This is a genomic window from Phormidium yuhuli AB48 (genome assembly GCF_023983615.1).
Classification (GTDB): domain Bacteria; phylum Cyanobacteriota; class Cyanobacteriia; order Cyanobacteriales; family Geitlerinemataceae; genus Sodalinema; species Sodalinema yuhuli.
The window spans coordinates 3,640,762-3,660,999 of sequence record NZ_CP098611.1; the positions used below are offsets into that span (position 1 = coordinate 3,640,762).

Sequence of the window (20,238 nt, forward strand, 5' to 3'; positions counted from 1 at the left end):
AATCCGTCTTCTATCTCAAGCCATAAACCGTGACCAGTTGACGCTTGAGCCTTGATCGTCGACAGTAATAGAGATTCCCAATCAGCAGGACACGCCACTGGACCATCCAACCTCACATCTTCCTCCGTGTCCTCTGTGACTCTGTGGTTCCCCTCCAGCCTTCCCCCCTCTTGCCTCTTGCCTTTCTTATGAGACAACCTCTACCCCGTCAGAAGTCTTGGTTTCCTTGGAGAGATATCCTGCTGCAAGCGAGTCTGGCAGCCGTCTGGGCCGGTGCGTTTGGCGGCATTACCGGGGGAGTGTGGCTTGGGACGAAACTCATTGTTGACCCGGATTCGGCCCACTGGCTCTCAGATAATCTTCCCGACTGGACTCAGCTCGGCTTTCAATCCGCCAATCGCCCAGAAAGCCTCGACGAAATCCGCGATCGCATCGAAGACAGTGGTTACACCCCCGCAGAACCCATTGAAATCCCTGGGGCCAGTGTAGAACCGGATCTGTTGCTGCCCATCTTACAAAAACGTCCCGAACCTTGTGGCAAGCAATGTTTTGAGATTGTGGCCCTACAAATTTATCAACGAGTCTCTCCTGGGTGGAATCCAGAAGACTCCTCGTTGTTTTATCTCACCGCAGATGTTGAGGTCAGGGGGCCCGCAGAATCTTACGCCATCGCACCTTTAGTTAACGCCAAATCCCTCCCCCCCGGTTCAACCCGTCCCCTCCCCCTAACTCACCTGCAAACCTTGACCGAGAATGCCCCAGCCGATGGACTTTGGTTTAATCTCGTTGGAGAACGGGATACTGGGGAAGGGGGATTGAGTTATGGGCAGGTATATCACTATAACCCCAGTCGTTACAGCCTCAGCTTGATGTTGCAATGGACTTCTCCAGCAGGGCAGTTACCCCAATGGGAAGAGTTTACGGGGGGAGGGCAACCGGAGTTTGTCGTCGATCGCACCGTGGGCCTAGAACCCGATTTTGCCGTCTATCAACTGCGATCGCGTAATTTCTTGCCCAACCCCTTGCAGCTCGTTCCCCTATCCCTCAGTGAACCGGCGTTAGACAGTCGCACCTATCAGAATGCTCTACTGCTGGCCCGCAATGGCTTATGGTCTGAGGCTGAGTCGATTTTGCGATCGCTCAAACGGGAACGAGGCAGTCAATGGACATCTGAGGCCCAAAGCCAGCTCGATAAGATTGCCTTCCATGCCGAAATTCTTTCCGCTCAAGCAGATGCGTCCTGGGCCAGTCCCAGTCAAAAACTGCTCACCGCACTCCTGGATGGCCGCTGGAGCGAGGGCCGCAACCTTCTCGATGACCTTGGAAGTAACGAAATAGGGGAGGTGATTTCGATGCTTTCATCAGACACCCACCGTCTCTGGCGACGCATTGAAGCGATGGTGCGTGTCAACCCCACGAATCAAGAGGCGATGTTCTGGGGAGTTATTGTGCGATCGCTCGACCGAGGACAAGCGGAGGCCATGACTTGGCTCACTGAACAGGAGAACGTCTCAGCCACAACCCTCGAAGACGCAGAACAGGTCTTAAACCGTATTGCCAGGAATTAAGCCACGCCGGGCAACAAAAACAGTCCCCCACAAGGACTTTCTTCCCCTCTTGCCTCTTGCCCATTGCCTCTTCCCCCCTCCTCTTCCTCTGTGTCCTCTGTGCCTCTGTGGTAACCCTCTTGCCTCTTGCCTCTTGCCTCTTGCCTTCTTCCCCTGTTCCCTTCTTCCCTACAAAACCCAAAGATCAGAAAGAGCACCGACGACTGGCCGTGTTTCGTCTCGGTGCTCTCACTGGTTCGCTCCTCACACAATGGTTAATATAACCGAAGATTTCCAATTTGTCATCCCTTTTTTACGAAAATTTCAAAAGTTTGTCACATTTGCGATAGAGCCTCCACCCCCAGACCAATTTCCAGGAGCCAATATAATAAGGCCCCAGTCACCGATAACAGCCCTAATCGGACCGGGGAATGCTCAGCCGGTGGACAATCGCGGTAAAACTCTTCAAAGGCAGCACTCAGTCCCATCAGTAACTTGAGACTATCCGGCTCGGGAGTGAAGGCGATCGCATCCGCAACAGTGACACAATGGGCAATGAGGCGAGCTTCTGCCTCGTGGCTGAGGCGGAGATGTCCCTCATGGGTCAACCAGGGGAGAGGCCGAGGGGTGACGATTCCGGCATTTTCCAGACCAATCCAGCCCTCTCGTTCCCCTAATCGCAGCAGAGACTGACAACGGGCATGGGCATATTGAACCACAAAGGGGATATCCACGAACTCATGCTCCTCCTGACCGCAGCAACGAGAGGTCCCCTGACGTACGGTTCCATCGGCCCAGGTTTGCAACCAATGAGCCAACAGGGGATCGCGGATGGAGATATCGAGCAATCCGGGAGGGGTCACCGAAACCCTATAATCTGAGGCATCTAAGCAGGTGGCTAAGTCTTCTGCGATCGCCAACGCCTGTCGAGGATTCAATTTTAGGGCGATCGCACAACGATAGCCAACGGGGAGACCCCCCCGAGTGCCTTTAAGAGAAACCCGATGGGGACTGTTCAGGTGTGCGATCGCCCCTTCTAGCTGATGCCGCAGGCGATCGCCCAAGCTGATAAAGTTGCCAGTTAACATCTGTGCCTGTATTTCCCGCCGATTGCAACCAACTATGACTGGATTTTTTGAGAAACTCAACCGTTCGAGCGCCCAAAACAGTAGTTTACTCGTGGTCGGGCTGGACCCCAACCCAGAAATGATGCCAGGAGCCCAACCATTGAGCCAGAGTCACACGATTGAGGCCTTGGAGACCTGGCTACGGACGATTATCGAGCAAACCGCCGACCAGGTCTGCGCCTATAAGCCCAGTTTAGGCTTTTACCAAGCCCTGGGAGCGGCTGGATTTGAGCTATTGCAGCAGGTCTTACAGCACATCCCCTCCCATCTTCCCATTATTATCGATGCCAAGCATAGCGACCTCAATACGGCCACGGCCTTGGCTTATACCTTATTCCAAGACTGGGATGTGGATGCGGTCACCCTATCACCCTTAGCCGGTCAAGATGCGATCGCCCCCTTCCTCCTCTATGGAGACAAAGCCAGTTTTATCGTTTGTCGTACCTCGAACCCTGCCGCTCGCCTCATCCAAGACTACCCCCAAGGTCAACTCCCCTTCTACCACCATCTCGTGCAAGAAGCACGAACCTGGGGGTCTCCAGAACAGCTCGGCTTAGAGATCGGCACCTCAACCCCCGAGAGTTTGGCACAAATCCGGGCCCTAGCCCCAGAACGACTGATTTTGGCCCGCAGTATTTGGGGAGACACCACCCTCCTAAACCCTTTCCTGCAAGCCGGTTTAGATAGCCATGGCAATGGTCTCCTATTACCTGTACCCCAGGATTGGCTACGGGAGCGAGATCTCCCCGAGAAGTTACAACAGCTCAACCATCACGTCAGCCAAGTGCGCCAAGACATCAGTCAAACCAGCACGAGTTGCCAGCTCTGGACAGCTCCCCAATCAACTGAATCCCACCCCCATCGGGACTTGATTTTGCAACTGTTCGACCTTGAGTGCATCCTGTTCGGCGACTACGTACAAGCTTCTGGGGATACCTTCGCCTACTATATCGACCTACGCAAAATCATCTCTAATCCCCAGGTCTTCCATCAGGTTCTCAATGCCTATAGCGAGATCCTGGAGACCCTCGTCTTCGATCGCATCGCGGGTATCCCCTATGGCTCCCTACCGACTGCCACAGGACTCTCCTTACGATTACATCATCCCATGATTTTTCCTCGCAAGGAAGTCAAAGCTCATGGAACTCGTCGTCTCATTGAAGGGGAGTTTCATCCGGGTGAAACTGTGGTCGTTGTTGATGATATTTTAATTAGCGGCAACAGTGCCATTGAAGGGGCACAAAAACTCGAATCTGCGGGGTTAAATGTACAAGACATTGTGGTTTTGATTGACCATGAAAAAGGAGTTGAAACTCGTCTAATTAAACAGGGCTATCAGCCACATTCTGTCTTGAAAATCTCTGAAATCGCCCATACTCTCTACAGTTGCCAGCGAATCAACATCTCTCAACTTGATATTCTGTTGCACAACCAAGCTTCTATATAAACTCCAAAGTCCCCGGGTGTATCTTGTCACTCAAAATAGTTGTGATGGGTATCACAGAGATAGTGTAACGGCTATCATCGTCAGCGGTGTTTAGGATCATCCTCCCTTGGGTGGAGTCATCACCACAGAATTAGGACAAGTCCTGAATACTAGAGATAGTCAAGGACTCCCCCACAATGATCATGCTACCCTCACTACAACTCATCCCTGGTGCAATTCCAGCGATGCTTGCCTCGGCAGCAGAACAGGGTCATCTGACACTTGCCGATCGCTATGGTCTGCTCGCCGCGACCCTCGATGATAGCCTTGATGATGTAGACCGTCGCGCTGTTGACCGCTTGTTACGGGCCGTCATCCGGGGCAGAATCAGCATCGTAGAAGACCTCTGTTTGGGTTAAAGCCCTCCGAAATCTACCCAAGACCCCGAATGTTCCAGGGTCAAGATCGGGTCTCCTAGACGGCGATCGCCCCTGACGTTGACCCTTGATCCCGTCGACATGAACTCTTCACCAAATCTTTAAAAAGCCTTAGACTTATAGAGAAATAGTCCTGATGGTCTTGGTTTACCTGGGTATGGCCGTGAGATCGGACTTAACATAACCCCCGAGAGTTTGCTCAAATTGCAGGATTTGAGTAAATTCACGGTTGACAGACGCAAAAGTAGTGGCTATTTTGACCACGATCGGCTAGAACAGAAGTAGATCTTACACCCTAACTCAGGTAGCTTGGGATGCCAAAAGACGCTCCTCAAACCTCGAAACAGCCAACGCGGGCCCTAGCCGTTAGCCTGCCGCTTTCCTTGCTCAAAAGTGGTCAGATCCTAGCGCTAACAGACGACTCCAAAGGGGGGCTGATTTTACAGAAAGGATTTTACTGTGACTGGATTCCACCCGGGTCTCTGGTGGGAGGCTGTTACGACATCGACTGCACCCGAATTCATGTGGCGGGAAAGGTGCGCTTTTATGCTCCCAACAGCCAGCAGGAGCGATCGCAGGCCTTGCAAAAGCGTATGGGAAGCCTCGCTGACATTCAAGATATCCTCAACGAGCCTTCATCATTTCGACGGGCCTTCCTCATTTTGCGCCACTTGTCTCAGTGGCTGTCCTACCGAGAAATGCGGGGAATTCCCCATGACCTTCTAGCTCAGTTGGTGGGAGTGAATCCCAGTACAGTACGGGTCTTCTGGAAACGCTACCTGTTAGCCAGACAAAAACGAGCCCAAGCTGAACAGGCTCAAGCCAAACCCCAGGTTCTTATCTAAGTTCCAAAAAAAGCTTAAACCTACTCCAGTACAGTGATCCAGCCTCGGCGGATGGCATGGAGCAGCCGATCTATAGCTGCAATCTCTTCGTCAGACAGCAGATGGTTCAGAAATAGCGATCGCAACACTTGCCGCTCCTGGCTGGAAATTTTTCCAGAATTCCAGACCTGAGCGGCTAACTCGCTTAGGCTTATACCTGATGGCGTTGTTGAAGTAAACATCAATAAGTTCAACGATTTGTATAGACGGCTACAGTTCAAATGTCGCCAATTTTTCTTTTAAGCTTTGTGATCGCCATCGGGTTTAACCATGATATTGATCACATCGATACTGTAATTCCGATCGCATCTACCCTCGAATCACAGTAATTCCAGGGGGATGAAGGTCAGACTTGACGGTCATGTCTGAGATATCCGGATTTCACCTGAGAGCGCAAGAATATCTTCAGAGATACCGGGGGCACATCTCGACAAAAGGACAATGCCATGACAACGATTTTGGTCGTAGAAGACGATCCCATCAACTGGATGGTGTTTCAGAAGGTTCTCAAGCGACGGGGAGGACTCGACTCGATTCATAGTGAAGACGTTGAGGAAGTTCTCAACATCGTGCGTTCCGGGGAAGTTTCCGTAGTCTTAATGGATGTGTCCCTCAAAAATAGCCATTATCAAGGAGAATCCGTCGACGGGATCCGTATTACCCAACTCCTGAAGGCTGATCCCGAAACCGCCAAGCTGCCAGTTATTCTCGTTACCGCCAACGCCATGGTGGGCGATCGCGAAACCTTCCTCAAAGCCAGTGGTGCCGATGGCTATATCGCCAAGCCCATTTTGGATCACGTCGGCTTTGTCCAACAAATCAAACAGATTATTGCCGATCACGACTCCGGCTAAAAATCTTAGCCCCACCCGCCGCTGATCCCCGTTTCTGATACCATAGAGACTAACAACAATGGCTCAGACATCACGCGCGGACCGTCACCTATGGCTCTTGAGGTGGGACTCAATACCTTGCTGCTTATTGCGGCCTATCTATTTGGCTCAATCCCGACTGGGTATTGGGTCACGTACCATTTAAAGAATATTGATATTCGTCACTACGGCTCCGGTTCCACCGGCGCGACGAACGTTTTGCGCGTTGTTGGTAAGGGAGCGGGATTATTTGTTCTCTGCGCCGATGTCTGCAAGGCGATCGCGGCCATTAGCCTAGTTCGAGGCGTCTATTACCTAGGGGATCTCTATCACCTCTTTCCCCCAGGGATTGACCTCGATATCTGGAAACCTTGGATCATGACCTTAGCGGGACTGGCGGCCCTCTTTGGTCATTCTAACTCCCTCTGGCTGATACTAGGTCCCGGGCGAGACCCCAACCTTGCCAATGGGGGCAAAGCGGTTGCCTCCAGTTTGGGAGTCCTCCTAGCCCTTTCCTGGCAAGTCGGCTTAGCCACCCTGGGAATATTTATCACCATTATCGCCCTCTCGCGCATCGTTTCCCTCAGTTCCATGTTGTCGGCGATCGCCATCTCTGTCTTGATGATTGGAACCCACCAACCCCTCCCCTTCTGTCTGTTTGCGATCGCCGCCACCGCCTACGTCCTCATTCGCCATCGAGCCAATATCGATCGCCTCCTTGACGGAACTGAACCGCGCCTGGGCCAACAAGTGCAAGCCAGCGACTAACGCCGCTCACCATCGGGCATAACCGTTTCCTCAAACTGAACTCCCTCCAAATCCGCATCCGTCAGATCCGCCGCCGTTAGATTGGTGCGAGTTAGATTAGCCCCCCTTAAGCTAGCTCCCGTCAAATCAGCATTACGCAGAAACACCCGTTCTAAATTTGCCTCACTCAAATCTGCCCCCACTAAACTCGCCTCCGTCAAGGCCGCTTCCGTCAAATCCGAGCCACTAAGATTCGCTCCCGTCAAGTTAGCCTGATCCAATAACACCCGCCGCAAATTCATTCCCGACAAATTCGCCCCCGACAAGTCTGAGCGATTCAAACGGGCATTTTCTAAATCAAACTCCCGTAAATCCGCCCCCGCCAGATTGCAATTGAGGCATTCCCCAGTTTCTTGCAACTGCAACAAAGGGTCAATCTCATTCGCCTGCGGATTGCAAGCCATCAGGCTCAAGGCACTCAGCAGCAGTAGTCCTGGACCGAGTTGTTTAGAATTCATCGTGATTGAAGTTCCTCTAAGGTAAGTTGTTGTGGGGAGAGAATATAAAACGTATCTTGTCCGGCATTCTCCCCCGCGATATGAAGAAATTGGGCCGGCTGATCCGGCCGAGAGATCTCATACACTCGTATCCCCGTATCGATAAAACTCAAACGAAAATTAAAGCCTTGAGCCTCTAACCGTGCCTGTAAGTCTTGAGTGACTGCTCGCACCGTGGTCCCTGCCATCAAGTGGCAATCATCTGAGCCACGACAGCCTGGCTGAGCGCCCTCGAGGTGAGGAATCCCGGCGATGAGTTCCCCTCTTGGCTCAGTAGGTTCAGGAGTGGGTTCTTCTGGCTCAATGGTCTTCGCATCTAAGTCTAGAGTGGGTTCTTCTGGCTCAATGGTCTTCGCATCTAAGTCTAGAGTGGGTTCTTCTGGCTCAAGGGTCTTCGCATCCAAGTCGGGAGTGGGTTGGGGTTGCGGGGGGGGTGTGACGGCTTGCCTTGGGGCCTCTGGGACTGGAGTGGGTTGGGGTCGTGGGGGGGGCGTGCGGTCTGGGATACGTTCGGGAGTGGGTTCGGGAGTGGGTTCGGGAGTGGGTTCAGGAGTGAGTTCGGGGGTCGCTGGTGTTAAATCAGCCAAGGGAATGGTGGCGATCGCCTCTTGGGAAGACTCCGCCGACTGTGGGGGCATTGATCCGAGTTCCATCGCCGCTGGAGGCATGGGTAACCACAACAGCCCCCCATGGATGGCTGAGGCACAGACAAAGGCTAAGGGAAATTTTAACTGATGCCAGGAGGGGTACCACATGGAATTTAATAAACGGGTCGAAACAGAAGCTGGCAACAAAAACACCGTACTCCCTTGAACTTGAGTACGGTGTTTTACCCATCCAGAACGATATCGCGTTTTACCTCCTATATGCAAGGTATATGCAATAAGAGGTCACAAACTTAAAACCCTTATTCAAACTCATTAGCATTATCGCCAGCCCGCTTCATCCATGAGACGAGCGGCATCGGGTTGGTAGCGACCCAAGTCGGCAACATTGAGCGGGTCCGGTTGTAGCTCGCCATGACTTGCTAGAACTGGATCGATGGGAATTCCGTCTACCACTGGGTATTCGTTATTCGCCGAAGCGAACTCGCGCTGAATTTCATCGCTGGCCAGATGCTCTAGGAATTCGATCGCAGCCTCACGATTGGGGGCATTTTGTAGCACGCCTGCGCCACTGATGTTGACAGGAGTGCCCCGCTCTCCCGGGCCGGTATTGGGGAAAAACAGCGCCACCTTTTCCACCACCTCCTGATCCGCTGGGTCTGTGGATTTTTGCAGACGAATGAAGTAGTAGCTATTGGCGATCGCCACATCCCCCACTCCAGCAGCAACAGCGCGAATTTGCCCGGTATCATTACTCTCAGGCTCCCGAGCAAAATTACCAACCAAGCCGTTTAACCAGCGGCGGGTTTCAGACTCTCCATGGATGGCAATGCGCGAGGCGGTCAAGGAGAGATTATAGATATTACTGGAAGTGCGAGTCAGGATCTTACCTCGCCATTGGGGCTCCGCTAACGCTTCGAAGGTGGATAAATCGGCCGGGTTGACGCGATCGCGACTGTAGTACAGCACCCGCGCTCGCTGGGTAAAGCCATACCACAGGCCATCAGGGTGGCGCAGGCTAGCAGGAATCCGTTCCTCCAGTTTGGGGGTACGCACCGGTTGGAAGAGGCCCGCCTGTTCCGCACGCCACAAGCGACCCGCATCGACGGTCAACAAAACATCCGCTGGGCTGTTGGCCCCCTCACTCTGAATCCGCTCAATCAGTTCTTCGGAGCTGGCCTCAATCAGGTTTACCTCTCCGAAGGCCTCGTAAATGGCATCATCAGTGTCATAATGCCGTGACGAGTAGAGATTTAGGGTCCGAGTTTGAGCCGAGACCCGTCGCGGTAAGTTGGACACTACGAGAGCGGTGAGGGCGGTTCCTCCCACAAAAAAGGTTCGCCTGGAAATCTTAGTTGTCATTGATATCTATGGCACTGAAATAATAGACAATGAAACATGGACGATGATTGAGGCAAGATTGAATCACAGCAATAAGTTTTGCTCGTTTATCTGTCTTATTTCGTCCGACTATCAACATCAAGTCTGCTGGGCAGTTGACTGGGAGTCACCTTGAGTTTTAGTCTTTATTGCAAATAACCTGCAATAGTCTACAGGTTATTGAAGCACTTGTGTCAGATAATTGCAAGAGATTATCATCTAAGGGTTATCCATCGCGCTCTAGCCATGCTCCAATCGCTCCTACTGCTCACTGAAACCCCACGGCTCCTTGATGAGGTTTTCAAAGGGGGGCCAGTGATGTTCCCTCTGTTACTCCTGTCGATTCTCACCTTAACCACAGCTCTAGAACGAGGCTTGTTTTGGATTCGGCTGTTAATTCAAGAAGATCGCATTGTGCGAGATGTCCTCGATGCAGCGGCTGAGGATTTGGCTAAAGCTCGGGAAATTGCCGAATATGCGCGACATTTGGCCATTGGGCGTTTTCTCCTGGCCCCGCTCAAACTACGGCGGCCGAGTCCAGAAACCTTCCGTTTAGCCATGGAAGCCACGGCGGATAAAGAGTTTGCGCGAATGCGACGAGGAGATAAACTCCTCGAAACCATTATTGCCCTAGCTCCCCTCTTGGGCTTGTTGGGAACTGTCACCGGTCTAATCCGTACCTTTAACAATCTTAATGTTGGCGGTGGGGGCTCCAGTGCTGAAGCCACTCAGGCTGCTTCGGGAATTGGGGAAGCCCTCACGACCACGGCCGCCGGGATGATGGTGGCAATTTTTGCCCTGTTGGTGTTTCGCGTTTTGGTCAGTCTACAATCACAACAGATGGATTATTTTGCCGAAGTCGGCAGTGAGTTGGAACTGATTTATCGTGAGGTTTGGTATGAGCCAAATCACCCCATACCGAATTTATTAACAACAGCGAAGGTTCTAGAGCCTTAAGTGCTTTTTATGAAAATCTGTAGATTTGCAATGCATTTTTTCTGGAGTTTGAAACACAAGTTTTAAAGATGAGGAACCGAGAGAATTGAGTAAAATTGATGAAAAACAAGGCTAAACGGAGTAGAATTCCAGGGATTAACTTAGTGCCGATGATTGATGTCTTAATGTCGGTGTTAACCTTTTTTGTAATTTTAACCATGTCACTCACAGGACAGGTCATTGCTGATTTAGAGCTACCGGAAACTTCAGCATCTCCCGAGGAAAATGATGCTCTCGATTTGGATACACCCCAGGATAGACCCACCTTTGAAGCCGGTCTGAATCGTCATGGGCAAGTATTAATAGATGGGAACGTCGTTGAGCGAGAGGAATTTTTGCGGGCGATCGCCACCTTCCTAGAAACCCACCCTCAGTCCGAAGTGCGTTTAAGTGCTGACCGCCAATTAAATTATCGTCAAGTGGATGAGTTATTAAGCCAAATGGTTGATGTGGGGGGCGATCGGGTTCTCTTAGTTGTTCACGAATCCGGCATCGGGCAATGAAATTTCGACAAAACTCATCCCGAGACGAGATTCCAGAACTGGAAATTACCCCCATGCTCAATGTCATGTTGGTGGTGTTGGCCTTTTTTGTCGCGGTCGCCGCCAACCTGGCTGAAGAGGGACAGCATCTCAGGGTTCGCCTACCGCAAGAGGCGGAGGCGCTAGATATCGAGACACCTGAAACCGAGCCAGACTCCCCTGAAGAACGGGAGTTTCTTCAGGTGGTTTTGCAAGAGGGAGGACAACTCTTCGCCAACGATCGCCCCATCGAGAAAGCCCAACTCCTCGAACAAGTGCCCGGTTATTTGCAACGGTCTCCCCATCGCCGGGTTTATCTGCGGGTATCCGGGGATGTTGCCTATGAAACCGTGATTGAAACCCTAACCGCCCTTAAGGAAATTGGGGGCGATCGGGTTTCCTTGGTCATTGGTTCGGGTGAGAGCCGTTAAGCCTGAATCAACCGGCCCCAATCAGGCTACGGGTAACTACTCCACCGTGACAGATTTCGCTAAGTTGCGGGGTTGATCCACATCCAAGCCGCGCCGAGCGGCGATATGATAGGCCAACAATTGCAGCGGAATCACCGCCAAAATCGGCGAGAGCAGTTCCTCAACCACGGGCACTGGGAGCAAGTCATCAAAGGTTTCCTCCGCCTCCTTCTCGTCCATCGGAGTGACCCCAATCAGCCGAGCATCCCGGGCCTTAGCCTCTTGGGCATTGGACAGAACCTTGTCATAGACTGAACCGGCCATGGCGATCGCCACCACCGGCACTTTGGCATCCAACAGGGCAATCGGGCCATGTTTCATCTCCCCAGCGGGGTAGCCCTCAGCATGGATATAGCTAATTTCCTTGAGTTTCAAGGCCCCTTCGAGGGCGATGGGGAAATTAATCCCCCGGCCGAGGAAGATAAAATCTTGTGTTTCCCCAAACTCATGGGCCAATTCTTCGATATAGCGTTCCTGACTCTCCAAGACCAACTCAATTTGTCCTGGGAGTTGTCGTAACCCGACTAAAATCTCCTCAATCCGGGATTCAGGCAGAGTGTGCCGACGGTAGGCTAATTCCAACGCCAGGGCATAAAACGCCATCACCTGGGCCACAAACGTTTTCGTCGCCGCCACCCCAATCTCAATTCCCGCATGGATATCGATGATATTGTCCACCAAATTGCCCAGAGAAGATTCCGGGCGATTGGTAATTCCCAGTAGACGCGGACTAAATTGTGGCTCTAAATTCGCCCGTCGCTCCTGTTCCATCGCCAAGGCCGCCAGAGTATCGGCCGTTTCTCCCGACTGCGTTACCCCAATCACCAGAGTATTAGCCATCAGGGGTGCGGGAGCATAACGAAACTCCGAGGCGTATTGAACCATCGTGGGAATCCCTGCCAACTGTTCGAGTAGGTATTTTCCCACCAGTGCCGCGTGCCAACTGGTTCCACAGGCCAAGATTTGGATATGTTGCAAGTCCTGATAGAGACTTGGGTCTAGATCCAGATTAACCGGTGGCGTGGTTTGGCCCGCTTCCCAGGTGCTGTTGGTATAGGCCTCTAAACACACCCGCACCACTCCCGGCTGCTCGTAGATTTCCTTGAGCATGAAATGTTTGAACCCCTGTTTTTCCACCACAATGGGGTTCCAGGTGAGAGTACGGGGGCTTTTCTTGAGGCGATCGCCCTCGAAATTATACAATTCAACCCCTAGGGGAGTCAGTTTGCCCATCTCCCCATTGTCCAAGGTTAAAACCGCCCGAGTATGGGGAATCAGGGCAGGGGTATCCGAGGCGCAGAAAAATTCTCCCTGGCCAAAGCCAATTGATAGGGGAGCCTGTTGGCGGGCAACAATCAGCTCATCGGGATAGTCTGCATGGATGACAGCGATGGCAAAGGCGCCCTGTAAGCGATTCACCGCCTGGCGCACGGCTTCGAGAAAGGGGGAAGAGGTGACAGTCGCCGGGGCAGCTGGCTCAGGAACCTTGAGGCATTCAGCAATCAGATGGGGAATGACCTCGGTATCTGTATCGGACTTAAACAGATGGCCTTTAGCCTGTAAGTCCGCTCGCAGTTCCCGATAGTTTTCGATAATGCCATTTTGAACTACAGCAATGCGCCCGGAGACATCCAGGTGGGGATGAGCGTTATATTCTTCGGGTTTCCCATGAGTCGCCCAGCGGGTATGACCAATGCCCAGTTGCGCTGGGTTCTCCTCTCCGTCGAGTTTGCGGCGCAGGTTGTGGAGTTTTCCTTTAGCCCGGACGCAGTTAACCTGATGGTCGTTAACCGTAGCGATTCCCGCCGAGTCATAGCCTCGATATTCCAGTTTTTCCAAGCCAGCCAACAAGATCTCGCTGGCAGGCTGCATTCCGATATAGCCGACGATTCCACACATATACGCTCACTCCTGACGAACCCGTTGATCAACCGGACTTGGCTTATGAACTTAGCAAAACTTGAGACCTTTTGACAGGCAACCCACTCGCCCCTCCGGATAGTCTGGGAGAACTCCGTTATATCCCCAGCAAAAAAGGGGTGCGATCGCACCCCCGTTTAGACGAATGGAAGATCACATTAAACAGATGTTCAATGGATGTTCGTTAGTAAGCTAGACCCATGCTGCGGCTGGTTTCCGCACCAAGATAGACTCGGACGCTCAAGAAGTCTGTCGGGCAAGCCGTTTCACAACGTTTGCAACCGATGCAGTCTTCCGTACGGGGAGAGGTTGCGATTTGGCCAGCTTTACAGCCATCCCAAGGCACCATTTCCAACACGTCTAGGGGACAAGCACGGACGCACTGAGTGCAGCCGATGCAGGTGTCATAGATTTTTACCGAATGAGACATTGAAGATTACTCCAAACGAATGCTCTGCGACTGGTTTTTGATTATTGTCGGATTGGCAAAATGAAAAATTCTGTCAATCAGCGACCTTTGGATTATGGGCTAGTCTATCGTGTCACTTGAGCTGGGATGACAAAATGCAGCAAAACTTTAACAAACTTGACATTTCGGAAGTCCCAAGCAAAACAGTTACAGCCCTTTCTCCATCAGGCTTGTGAGGGATTACAACCCCAATTTTGCCAAGACCGGACGAGTTGATACCATATGGCGATCTAACCCCAGCATCTTGGGATCAATCCCGAGAGCTAGAGCGATCAGTTGGGGCAAATGTAGTACCGGTAAGCCAAGTTTCCGGCCCATGACCGTTTCCACATCCGGCTGTCGGGAGTCCAAATTGAGATGGCAGAGGGGACAAGGGGTTACCATACAATCTGCTCCCGCGTCAAGAGCGGCTTGTAAATGAGTGCCCGCCATCTGGAAGGACTGTTCCGTGGCGTAGCTGGAGAGGGGCCAGCCACAGCATTGAGTGCGTCCTCCATACTCAATGGGGGTAGCGCCGAGGGTGCGAAAGACGTTTTCCATCGATTGGGGGTTATGGGGGTCATCGTAGGGGAGATGACTCTGGGCGCGAAGGATGTAGCAGCCATAGAAGGCCGCACATTTGAGACCCCTGAGCTGGCGTGTAACCCGCTGTTGCAGTGCCTCAAGACCATAATCCCCCACGATCGCCCAGAGGAGATGTTTAACCTCCGTTGCGCCCCGGTAGGGGGAACAGTGATCTTGACTGAGGAGAGTGTTGATTTGCTCAACATACTCAGGGCGATCAGACTGAGCGGTCTTTAAACGTTCATCCACCCGTCCAATCACCCCCTGACAGGTACTGCAATGGGTGAGCAAAGGCAGGTTCAGTTCTTCAGCCAGGGCGATATTGCGAGCATTCACCGTATCTTCAAGCAGGGCCGATTCTTCTTTAAACGTCCCCGAACCGCAACAGGCGGCCCGTTTAAGTTCAATCAGTTCAATATCAAGGGCTTGCGTCAACGCCGCCGTAGACTCGTACAGTTCACGACAGGCTCCCTGAGCTACACAACCAGGGAAATAAGCATATTTAAGCATGACAGTTGCCGGGTAAGCGTTCTCCTCCCCCATTGTCCCTAATTGCTGGCCCAAGCGCACCGTCGGCGATCGCATTTGCGCCAACAACCTTGCCCCTACTTAAACCGACGTTCCCAAAGCAAATTCAGGGGATAATAAATCACCGGCGACCATAAACTATTTAACACCGCCGAACCGAGGGCAACCTGCTGATAATAGCGCCAAATTTCCTCAAAACTCCAAAACGGTGTCCCATCGGGCAAACGCCAACCATAGAGACTAAACTGGATGGCACGAACCGTTTCCCCCACCACCGTCATCCCAAAAACAATCAACAAGACTGAGATGATATCGTCCTGAACCACCTGTTCTCGTTGTAGGCGAGCCGTGAGGATGCCCACTATTCCCAAACTAATAGCATGAGTTGGGACCCCAGCACTCATACCATCTTGTAACAGCCCCAGAGCCACACCTGCCACAGCCCCTTCCCACATGGAGCGTTTAATACTCCAGGCCACCACCCAAACTAACAACCAATTCGGGGCGATTCCCAACAACTCCATTCCGGGAAAACGAGCCGGGAGTAGGAGAAGACAGGGCAACACCGACAAAACCGTCAGCGTCCAGGATAGTAGACGCTGACGGATGGCTTGCCAACCCACTGGGGGAGGTGGCGTCAAGCCCGTAGCACGAACCGGGCGTAGGTCAGGCTGCATAAGCGCAGGAAAGTCATTAGTCGATTTGAAGGTTCTCGCCAAGGGGATCAATCGGTTCTGCGGACTCCGTGGGTAGGGGAACAGAGGGTTTCGGATAAACCATCACCCATTCTAGAGAACTGAGGGGAGCGGAGATTTCAATCTCCACCTGGGGGGCTGGACTGGCGTTTAAATTCACCGCCACAACCGTTCCGATGGGTAAGCCAGAGGTAAACCGCTGACTATAGGGAGATGAGAGAATTGCATCTCCTTCCTCAACATCGGGAACTTTTTCAAAAAATTCTACGACTGCCCGATCAGAGCCTTTCCCTCGTAAGACTCCCATTTCTCGGGAGCGGCCCACGGTCACCCCCAGAGAACTACTCGGATCACTGATGAGCAAGACACGACTCGTTTCATCAGTAACACTGACAATACGCCCCACAATGCCGCCTGGAGCCATCACAATATCATCCACAGCCAGACCGCTTTTACGGCCACGACCCAGAAGAATCTGTTGCCACCAGCGGTCAGCACTGCGGCCAATGACTGGGGCAAAGGTTGGCTCTGGCTGGGCTTGTGGCTCGTAGGACAACAATTCTCGCAGTTGAAGGTTTTCTTGATTGACTTCAACTAAGCGCTGTTGGAGTTCAAGCACACGGGCGTTGACCAGTTCCTGCTCGCGAACTTCGTCTGTCTGAAAGGGGAGAGAGACCCGCTGATACAGCTCAAAGACGATCGCCCCATCCGTCTGACGAAAGACCCAAGCGGAGCCGATGGCCAATGTAGCCAACAGCCCCAGGGTTCGATAGCGTTGCCAGCAACGACGCAAGACGTACAATAGCTTCCTCCTGTGCTGTCCGTTGTTAATATGGGTGGCTTTAGAGCGATCGAGACTGACCTCGGAAGACCCGTTCGAGTTGTTTGAAATTCTCCAACACCCGTCCTGTTCCCAAGACCACGCAACTGAGAGGATCGGGTGCTACATGGGTAACAATCCCCGTCTCATGGCTGATGAGGGTGTCCAGTCCTCGCAGTAGGGCGCCCCCACCGGCCAACATGATACCGCGATCGATAATGTCTGCTGCCAGTTCCGGAGGTGTACGCTCCAGAGTCCGCTTAACGGCCTCGATAATCACCGACAAGGGTTCTGACATACTTTCACGGATTTCGGGACCTTTGATGGTCACGGTACGGGGTAGCCCGGATAGGAGGTGTAACCCTCGGACATCCATGATGATCTCGTCTTCCTGAGTGGGATAAGCCGAGGCCACCTGAATTTTAATTTCTTCGGCGGTTCTTTCCCCAATCACAAGGTTATGAACCTTTTTCATGTATTGGGTGATGGAGTCGCTGAGTTCATCCCCGGCTACCCGGACTGACTCACTCAAAACGATTCCTTGCAAACTCAAGACCGCCACTTCGGTGGTCCCGCCGCCAATATCAACAATCATGTTTCCGGTTGGCTCAGCCACGGGAAGCCCGGCCCCAATCGCCGCAGCGATCGGCTCGTCAATCAGGCGCACATCCCGCGCCCCAGCTTGGATGGCTGCATCCATAACCGCCCGTCGTTCAACCCCGGTGACGCCGCTGGGAATGCCGATGACAATCCGCGGACCCACCAGTCCGGTTCGTCCACCGTGGACTTGCCGAATGAAGTGTTTGAGCATTAACTCAGCGGTATCGAAATCAGCGATGACACCATCCCGCAGGGGACGTAGTGCTACCACATTTCCCGGAGTTCGACCGAGCATTTGCTTAGCTTCTTCCCCTACGGCTAGGGGAAGTTTATCGTCCTGATCGATGGCGACCACCGATGGTTCTTGTAGAACGATGCCTTTTCCAGAGACATAGACCAGGGTGTTTGCTGTCCCTAGGTCGATACCCATGTCTCTAGAGAGTGAGAAGCGACTTAAATTTGCCACGCGCGCCTGTGCCCTCCCAGTTTAGAATACGCTTGTGTTCGCAGAGATAGTTGAGGAAATGTTTACGATGACCGAGGTGGATTCTATACCATGGTCGTGGGTTCCGTCTAGTGTCTCTGCCTGAATTGGGTTACGCCTCATCATACGCGCTTTTGGGTTTTGCTCGGGATAAAATCTGGCCTTCCTTGGAGGTGAATCGGGGTTAAAATGGGGTTGATGTATCATTCAACAAATTTTCCATGACGCTCAACGTAATCACTCTGGTGGGTCGGGTGGGAACAGATCCCGACGTCAAGTATTTTGAATCAGGCGCCGTCGTCTGTAATCTGACTTTGGCGGTGAATCGCCCGACCAACAAAACGGATAAGCCGGATTGGTTTAATTTGCAATTATGGAATAGGCAAGCTGAGACCGCCGCAAATTATGTCCGTAAGGGCAGTTTGATTGGGGTTAAGGGATCCTTGAAGTTCGAGCATTGGCAAGACCGCAATACTAATGTTCCTCGCTCTAAACCGGTGATTAGCGTCGATCGCCTCGAACTCCTGGGGTCCAAAGGCGATCGGGATACGTCTGGACTTGATACCTTTGAAGATGATGAGTTCTAAGCTCTGGGGGTGATCCCCAATAACGTTTGAATGTCTCCCTGTCCCATCTGTGGAACTGATTGTCAGGAGGACTGGCTGAGTTGTCCCCGTTGTGGCTGGGACGTGACCCCGGAGTCCCGAGGGGCGATCGCCGAAAACCCCAGCCATCTCTACTGGGGGCGATCGCTCTGGCAACGGCTAGACCAAGAGGTTACCCTCAATCGACGCTTGGCAATGCTGGAACAACGGTTGTTTGACTTGGAACAACGTCAGCAGATGTTGACCTGGCCAACGCAACCCTCAGACTCTGACTGGCTCTATTCTCCTTTAGCGACCTATCTCTCGCAACAGAATTGGCGAGAGGCAGATGGCTGGACTTGGCAACGGATTTTGGAGGTGGCTCAGGTGGGGGAACGCCTCTGGTTAGAACCCGAGGAGATTGCTAATTTTCCTCAGCAGGAGTTACAGGCCTTAGATGAGTTGTGGTACAGCTATAGCCAGGGCGCTCTCGGGTGGTCGGTGCAGGCTGACATTTGGTGGGAGAGTGCTGGCCAGTACAGTCAGTTCTGCGATCGCGTTGGTTGGCGATCGCAGGGCACTTGGCTCTATTACGATGACTTGTACAGTCAGGGGGATGCACCTCGGGGTCATTTTCCCATTCTTCCCTGGCGTAAACGGTCTTGTTACGGCGTGGGAGGGTTTACCGCCGCCGAGCTTCTAGATCACTGGATGGCCCGTTTCCCCCCGAGCCATGATGGGGGGATTTAAACGTCTTAACGTAACGATTTCATGAGTTCCTATTCTTGGATTGAGCGATCGCTCACCACTATCCATAAGGCCAATTGGTATCGACAGGTTCAGCCGATTTCTGGACGAGGAGGGGTCGAGGTTAATCTCAATGGAACCCCGGCCATCAACTTTGCCAGTAATGACTATCTTGGCTTGGCGGGGGATGAACGGCTGATTGAGGCCGCGATCGCCGCCACGCGGGAGTATGGCACCGGGAGTACCGGCTCACGGTTGTTGAGTGGTCATCGCCCCCTGCATCGGCAGTTAGAAGAGGCGATCGCCCGGTTGAAACAGACGGACGATGCGATCGTCTTTAGTTCGGGTTATCTCGCCAATTTGGGAACTCTAACCGCCCTAGTGGGACCTCGGGATGTCATTTTTGCCGATGCCTATAATCACGCCAGCTTACGCCAAGGGAGTCTCCTCTCCGGTGCCACGGTGCGGGACTATCCCCATCGGGATGTAGACAGCTTGCGACAACAGTTACAGCAACAGCGACCTCAGTTCCGACGAGGACTAATTGTGAGCGATGGGGTGTTCAGTATGGATGGAGACCTCTGCCCCCTGCCGCAACTGCTGGATTTAGCCGAGGAGTATGATTGTATGCTCCTTGTTGATGATGCCCATGGGACGGGGGTGCTGGGGTCTCGGGGAGCGGGAACTGTCGATTATTTTAAGGCGGGCGATCGCCCCTTGGTTCAGATGGGAACCCTGAGTAAAGCCCTGGGGAGCCTCGGGGGCTATGTCGCCGGTGACGCGGCCCTAATTGACTATCTCCGCAACCGCGCCCCTACTTGGATTTATACCACCGGACTCTCCCCCGCCGACACCGCTGCCGCCCTGGCTGCGATCGCCATCGTGGAGCAGGAACCTCAACGCCGAGAACAACTGCGGCAGCATCAGGCGTATCTCAAAAAAAAATTGCTTAACATACTTCCGCAAAAAAGTCAACTCCTGCCCAGCGAATCGCCCATCCTCTGTATTCAAGTCAAGGATGCTGCTCATGTTATGGCCTCAGGGCAGGCCTTGCGAGAGGCCGGACTGTTTGTCTGCGCCGTGCGTCCGCCCACCGTTCCCACCAGTCGTTTACGAATCACCCTCATGGCCAGCCATGAATCCCAGCATCTCGATCGCCTAGGTGAGGCTCTACACAGTCTAGTCCTGTGATCCCCTCCCGTGAGGGGGACGCTTTCCGCTAAGCTAGATTATACAAATGATTACAAACGGTAGACCG

General features: G+C 52.8%; 23 protein-coding genes. 12 read left to right on the forward strand and 11 right to left on the reverse strand.

Annotated elements, in window-relative coordinates:
* Positions 1 to 188 precede the first annotated feature (188 nt).
* A complete protein-coding gene (locus tag NEA10_RS15610) occupies positions 189 to 1,568 on the forward strand; it encodes a hypothetical protein (protein WP_252662218.1) in 1,380 nt (459 codons plus the stop codon).
* A 314-nt stretch (positions 1,569 to 1,882) separates the two neighbouring features.
* Here the strand turns inward: NEA10_RS15610 and NEA10_RS15615 are convergent, their stop codons facing one another.
* The gene (locus tag NEA10_RS15615) at positions 1,883 to 2,635 is read right to left on the reverse strand and encodes a DALR anticodon-binding domain-containing protein (protein ID WP_252662220.1); all 753 of its coding nucleotides are present in this window, start codon (positions 2,633 to 2,635) and stop codon (positions 1,883 to 1,885) included.
* Between the two features lie 34 nt (positions 2,636 to 2,669).
* Between NEA10_RS15615 and NEA10_RS15620 the strand changes: the two genes are divergently transcribed.
* From NEA10_RS15620 to NEA10_RS15630, 3 genes are all read left to right on the forward strand, one after another.
* Positions 2,670 to 4,121, forward strand: a complete 1,452-nt coding sequence (locus NEA10_RS15620; RefSeq protein ID WP_252662222.1) for a bifunctional orotidine-5'-phosphate decarboxylase/orotate phosphoribosyltransferase — start codon at positions 2,670 to 2,672, stop codon at positions 4,119 to 4,121.
* 182 nt (positions 4,122 to 4,303) lie between these two features.
* Positions 4,304 to 4,519 (forward strand): hypothetical protein, encoded by a 216-nt coding sequence (locus NEA10_RS15625; RefSeq protein WP_252662225.1) that lies wholly within the window; start codon positions 4,304 to 4,306, stop codon positions 4,517 to 4,519.
* Positions 4,520 to 4,851: 332 nt separating this feature from the next.
* Positions 4,852 to 5,382 carry a hypothetical protein gene (locus tag NEA10_RS15630; RefSeq protein WP_252662227.1) on the forward strand — a complete coding sequence of 177 codons (531 nt, stop codon included), beginning with the start codon at positions 4,852 to 4,854 and terminating at the stop codon, positions 5,380 to 5,382.
* A 20-nt stretch (positions 5,383 to 5,402) separates the two neighbouring features.
* Here the strand turns inward: NEA10_RS15630 and NEA10_RS15635 are convergent, their stop codons facing one another.
* Positions 5,403 to 5,603, reverse strand: coding sequence for a hypothetical protein (locus tag NEA10_RS15635; RefSeq protein WP_252662228.1), 201 nt, complete (start codon positions 5,601 to 5,603; stop codon positions 5,403 to 5,405).
* A gap of 264 nt (positions 5,604 to 5,867) precedes the next feature.
* On the opposite strand from NEA10_RS15635, the gene NEA10_RS15640 reads away from it, so the two are divergent.
* Positions 5,868 to 6,275: a response regulator gene (locus NEA10_RS15640; protein ID WP_252662230.1), complete on the forward strand. Its 408-nt coding sequence runs from the start codon at positions 5,868 to 5,870 to the stop codon at positions 6,273 to 6,275.
* A 90-nt stretch (positions 6,276 to 6,365) separates the two neighbouring features.
* Entirely contained in the window at positions 6,366 to 7,061 is a 696-nt protein-coding gene (gene plsY, locus NEA10_RS15645; RefSeq protein WP_252662232.1) for a glycerol-3-phosphate 1-O-acyltransferase PlsY, read from the forward strand.
* Here the strand turns inward: plsY and NEA10_RS15650 are convergent.
* The 3 genes from NEA10_RS15650 to NEA10_RS15660 form a co-directional block, all read right to left on the reverse strand.
* On the reverse strand, positions 7,058 to 7,558 hold the full coding sequence (locus NEA10_RS15650; RefSeq protein WP_252662235.1) for a pentapeptide repeat-containing protein: 501 nt from the start codon (positions 7,556 to 7,558) through the stop codon (positions 7,058 to 7,060). The genes plsY and NEA10_RS15650 overlap by 4 nt on opposite strands.
* Positions 7,555 to 8,352, reverse strand: coding sequence for a hypothetical protein (locus NEA10_RS15655; protein ID WP_252662237.1), 798 nt, complete (start codon positions 8,350 to 8,352; stop codon positions 7,555 to 7,557). The genes NEA10_RS15650 and NEA10_RS15655 overlap by 4 nt, the downstream gene beginning before the upstream one ends.
* A gap of 171 nt (positions 8,353 to 8,523) precedes the next feature.
* On the reverse strand, positions 8,524 to 9,564 hold the full coding sequence (locus NEA10_RS15660; protein ID WP_252662239.1) for a Fe(3+) ABC transporter substrate-binding protein: 1,041 nt from the start codon (positions 9,562 to 9,564) through the stop codon (positions 8,524 to 8,526).
* 264 nt (positions 9,565 to 9,828) lie between these two features.
* Between NEA10_RS15660 and NEA10_RS15665 the strand changes: the two genes are divergently transcribed.
* The 3 genes from NEA10_RS15665 (at position 9,829) to NEA10_RS15675 (ending at position 11,530) form a co-directional block, all read left to right on the forward strand.
* Positions 9,829 to 10,539 carry a MotA/TolQ/ExbB proton channel family protein gene (locus NEA10_RS15665; RefSeq protein WP_252662241.1) on the forward strand — a complete coding sequence of 237 codons (711 nt, stop codon included), beginning with the start codon at positions 9,829 to 9,831 and terminating at the stop codon, positions 10,537 to 10,539.
* A 98-nt stretch (positions 10,540 to 10,637) separates the two neighbouring features.
* Positions 10,638 to 11,081, forward strand: a complete 444-nt coding sequence (locus NEA10_RS15670) for an ExbD/TolR family protein (protein WP_252662243.1) — start codon at positions 10,638 to 10,640, stop codon at positions 11,079 to 11,081.
* Positions 11,078 to 11,530, forward strand: coding sequence for an ExbD/TolR family protein (locus NEA10_RS15675; protein ID WP_252662245.1), 453 nt, complete (start codon positions 11,078 to 11,080; stop codon positions 11,528 to 11,530). Before NEA10_RS15670 ends, NEA10_RS15675 begins: the two co-directional genes overlap by 4 nt.
* Positions 11,531 to 11,566: 36 nt before the next feature.
* On the opposite strand, the gene glmS is transcribed toward NEA10_RS15675, so the two are convergent.
* The 6 genes from glmS to NEA10_RS15705 form a co-directional block, all read right to left on the reverse strand.
* The gene (gene glmS / locus NEA10_RS15680) at positions 11,567 to 13,468 is read right to left on the reverse strand and encodes a glutamine--fructose-6-phosphate transaminase (isomerizing) (protein WP_252662247.1); all 1,902 of its coding nucleotides are present in this window, start codon (positions 13,466 to 13,468) and stop codon (positions 11,567 to 11,569) included.
* A 205-nt stretch (positions 13,469 to 13,673) separates the two neighbouring features.
* Positions 13,674 to 13,919: a photosystem I iron-sulfur center protein PsaC gene (psaC, locus tag NEA10_RS15685; protein WP_159783213.1), complete on the reverse strand. Its 246-nt coding sequence runs from the start codon at positions 13,917 to 13,919 to the stop codon at positions 13,674 to 13,676.
* A gap of 219 nt (positions 13,920 to 14,138) precedes the next feature.
* Positions 14,139 to 15,032, reverse strand: a complete 894-nt coding sequence (locus NEA10_RS15690; protein WP_252665376.1) for a CoB--CoM heterodisulfide reductase iron-sulfur subunit B family protein — start codon at positions 15,030 to 15,032, stop codon at positions 14,139 to 14,141.
* A 95-nt stretch (positions 15,033 to 15,127) separates the two neighbouring features.
* Positions 15,128 to 15,727: a rod shape-determining protein MreD gene (gene mreD / locus NEA10_RS15695; protein WP_252662249.1), complete on the reverse strand. Its 600-nt coding sequence runs from the start codon at positions 15,725 to 15,727 to the stop codon at positions 15,128 to 15,130.
* 16 nt (positions 15,728 to 15,743) lie between these two features.
* Positions 15,744 to 16,547, reverse strand: coding sequence for a rod shape-determining protein MreC (gene mreC / locus NEA10_RS15700; protein WP_252662251.1), 804 nt, complete (start codon positions 16,545 to 16,547; stop codon positions 15,744 to 15,746).
* A 40-nt stretch (positions 16,548 to 16,587) separates the two neighbouring features.
* Positions 16,588 to 17,595: a rod shape-determining protein gene (locus NEA10_RS15705; protein ID WP_252662253.1), complete on the reverse strand. Its 1,008-nt coding sequence runs from the start codon at positions 17,593 to 17,595 to the stop codon at positions 16,588 to 16,590.
* A 275-nt stretch (positions 17,596 to 17,870) separates the two neighbouring features.
* Here NEA10_RS15705 and NEA10_RS15710 point away from each other — a divergent pair, with 275 nt between their 5' ends.
* Genes NEA10_RS15710 through bioF form a run of 3 tightly spaced genes read left to right on the forward strand, consistent with a single transcriptional unit; the run spans position 17,871 to position 20,171 of the window.
* Positions 17,871 to 18,236: a single-stranded DNA-binding protein gene (locus tag NEA10_RS15710; protein WP_252662255.1), complete on the forward strand. Its 366-nt coding sequence runs from the start codon at positions 17,871 to 17,873 to the stop codon at positions 18,234 to 18,236.
* Between the two features lie 30 nt (positions 18,237 to 18,266).
* Complete coding sequence (locus NEA10_RS15715) at positions 18,267 to 18,983, forward strand: GUN4 domain-containing protein (RefSeq protein ID WP_252662257.1); 717 nt, start codon at positions 18,267 to 18,269, stop codon at positions 18,981 to 18,983.
* Positions 18,984 to 19,004: 21 nt separating this feature from the next.
* The gene (gene bioF, locus NEA10_RS15720) at positions 19,005 to 20,171 is read left to right on the forward strand and encodes an 8-amino-7-oxononanoate synthase (protein ID WP_252662259.1); all 1,167 of its coding nucleotides are present in this window, start codon (positions 19,005 to 19,007) and stop codon (positions 20,169 to 20,171) included.
* Positions 20,172 to 20,238: the final 67 nt, after the last annotated feature.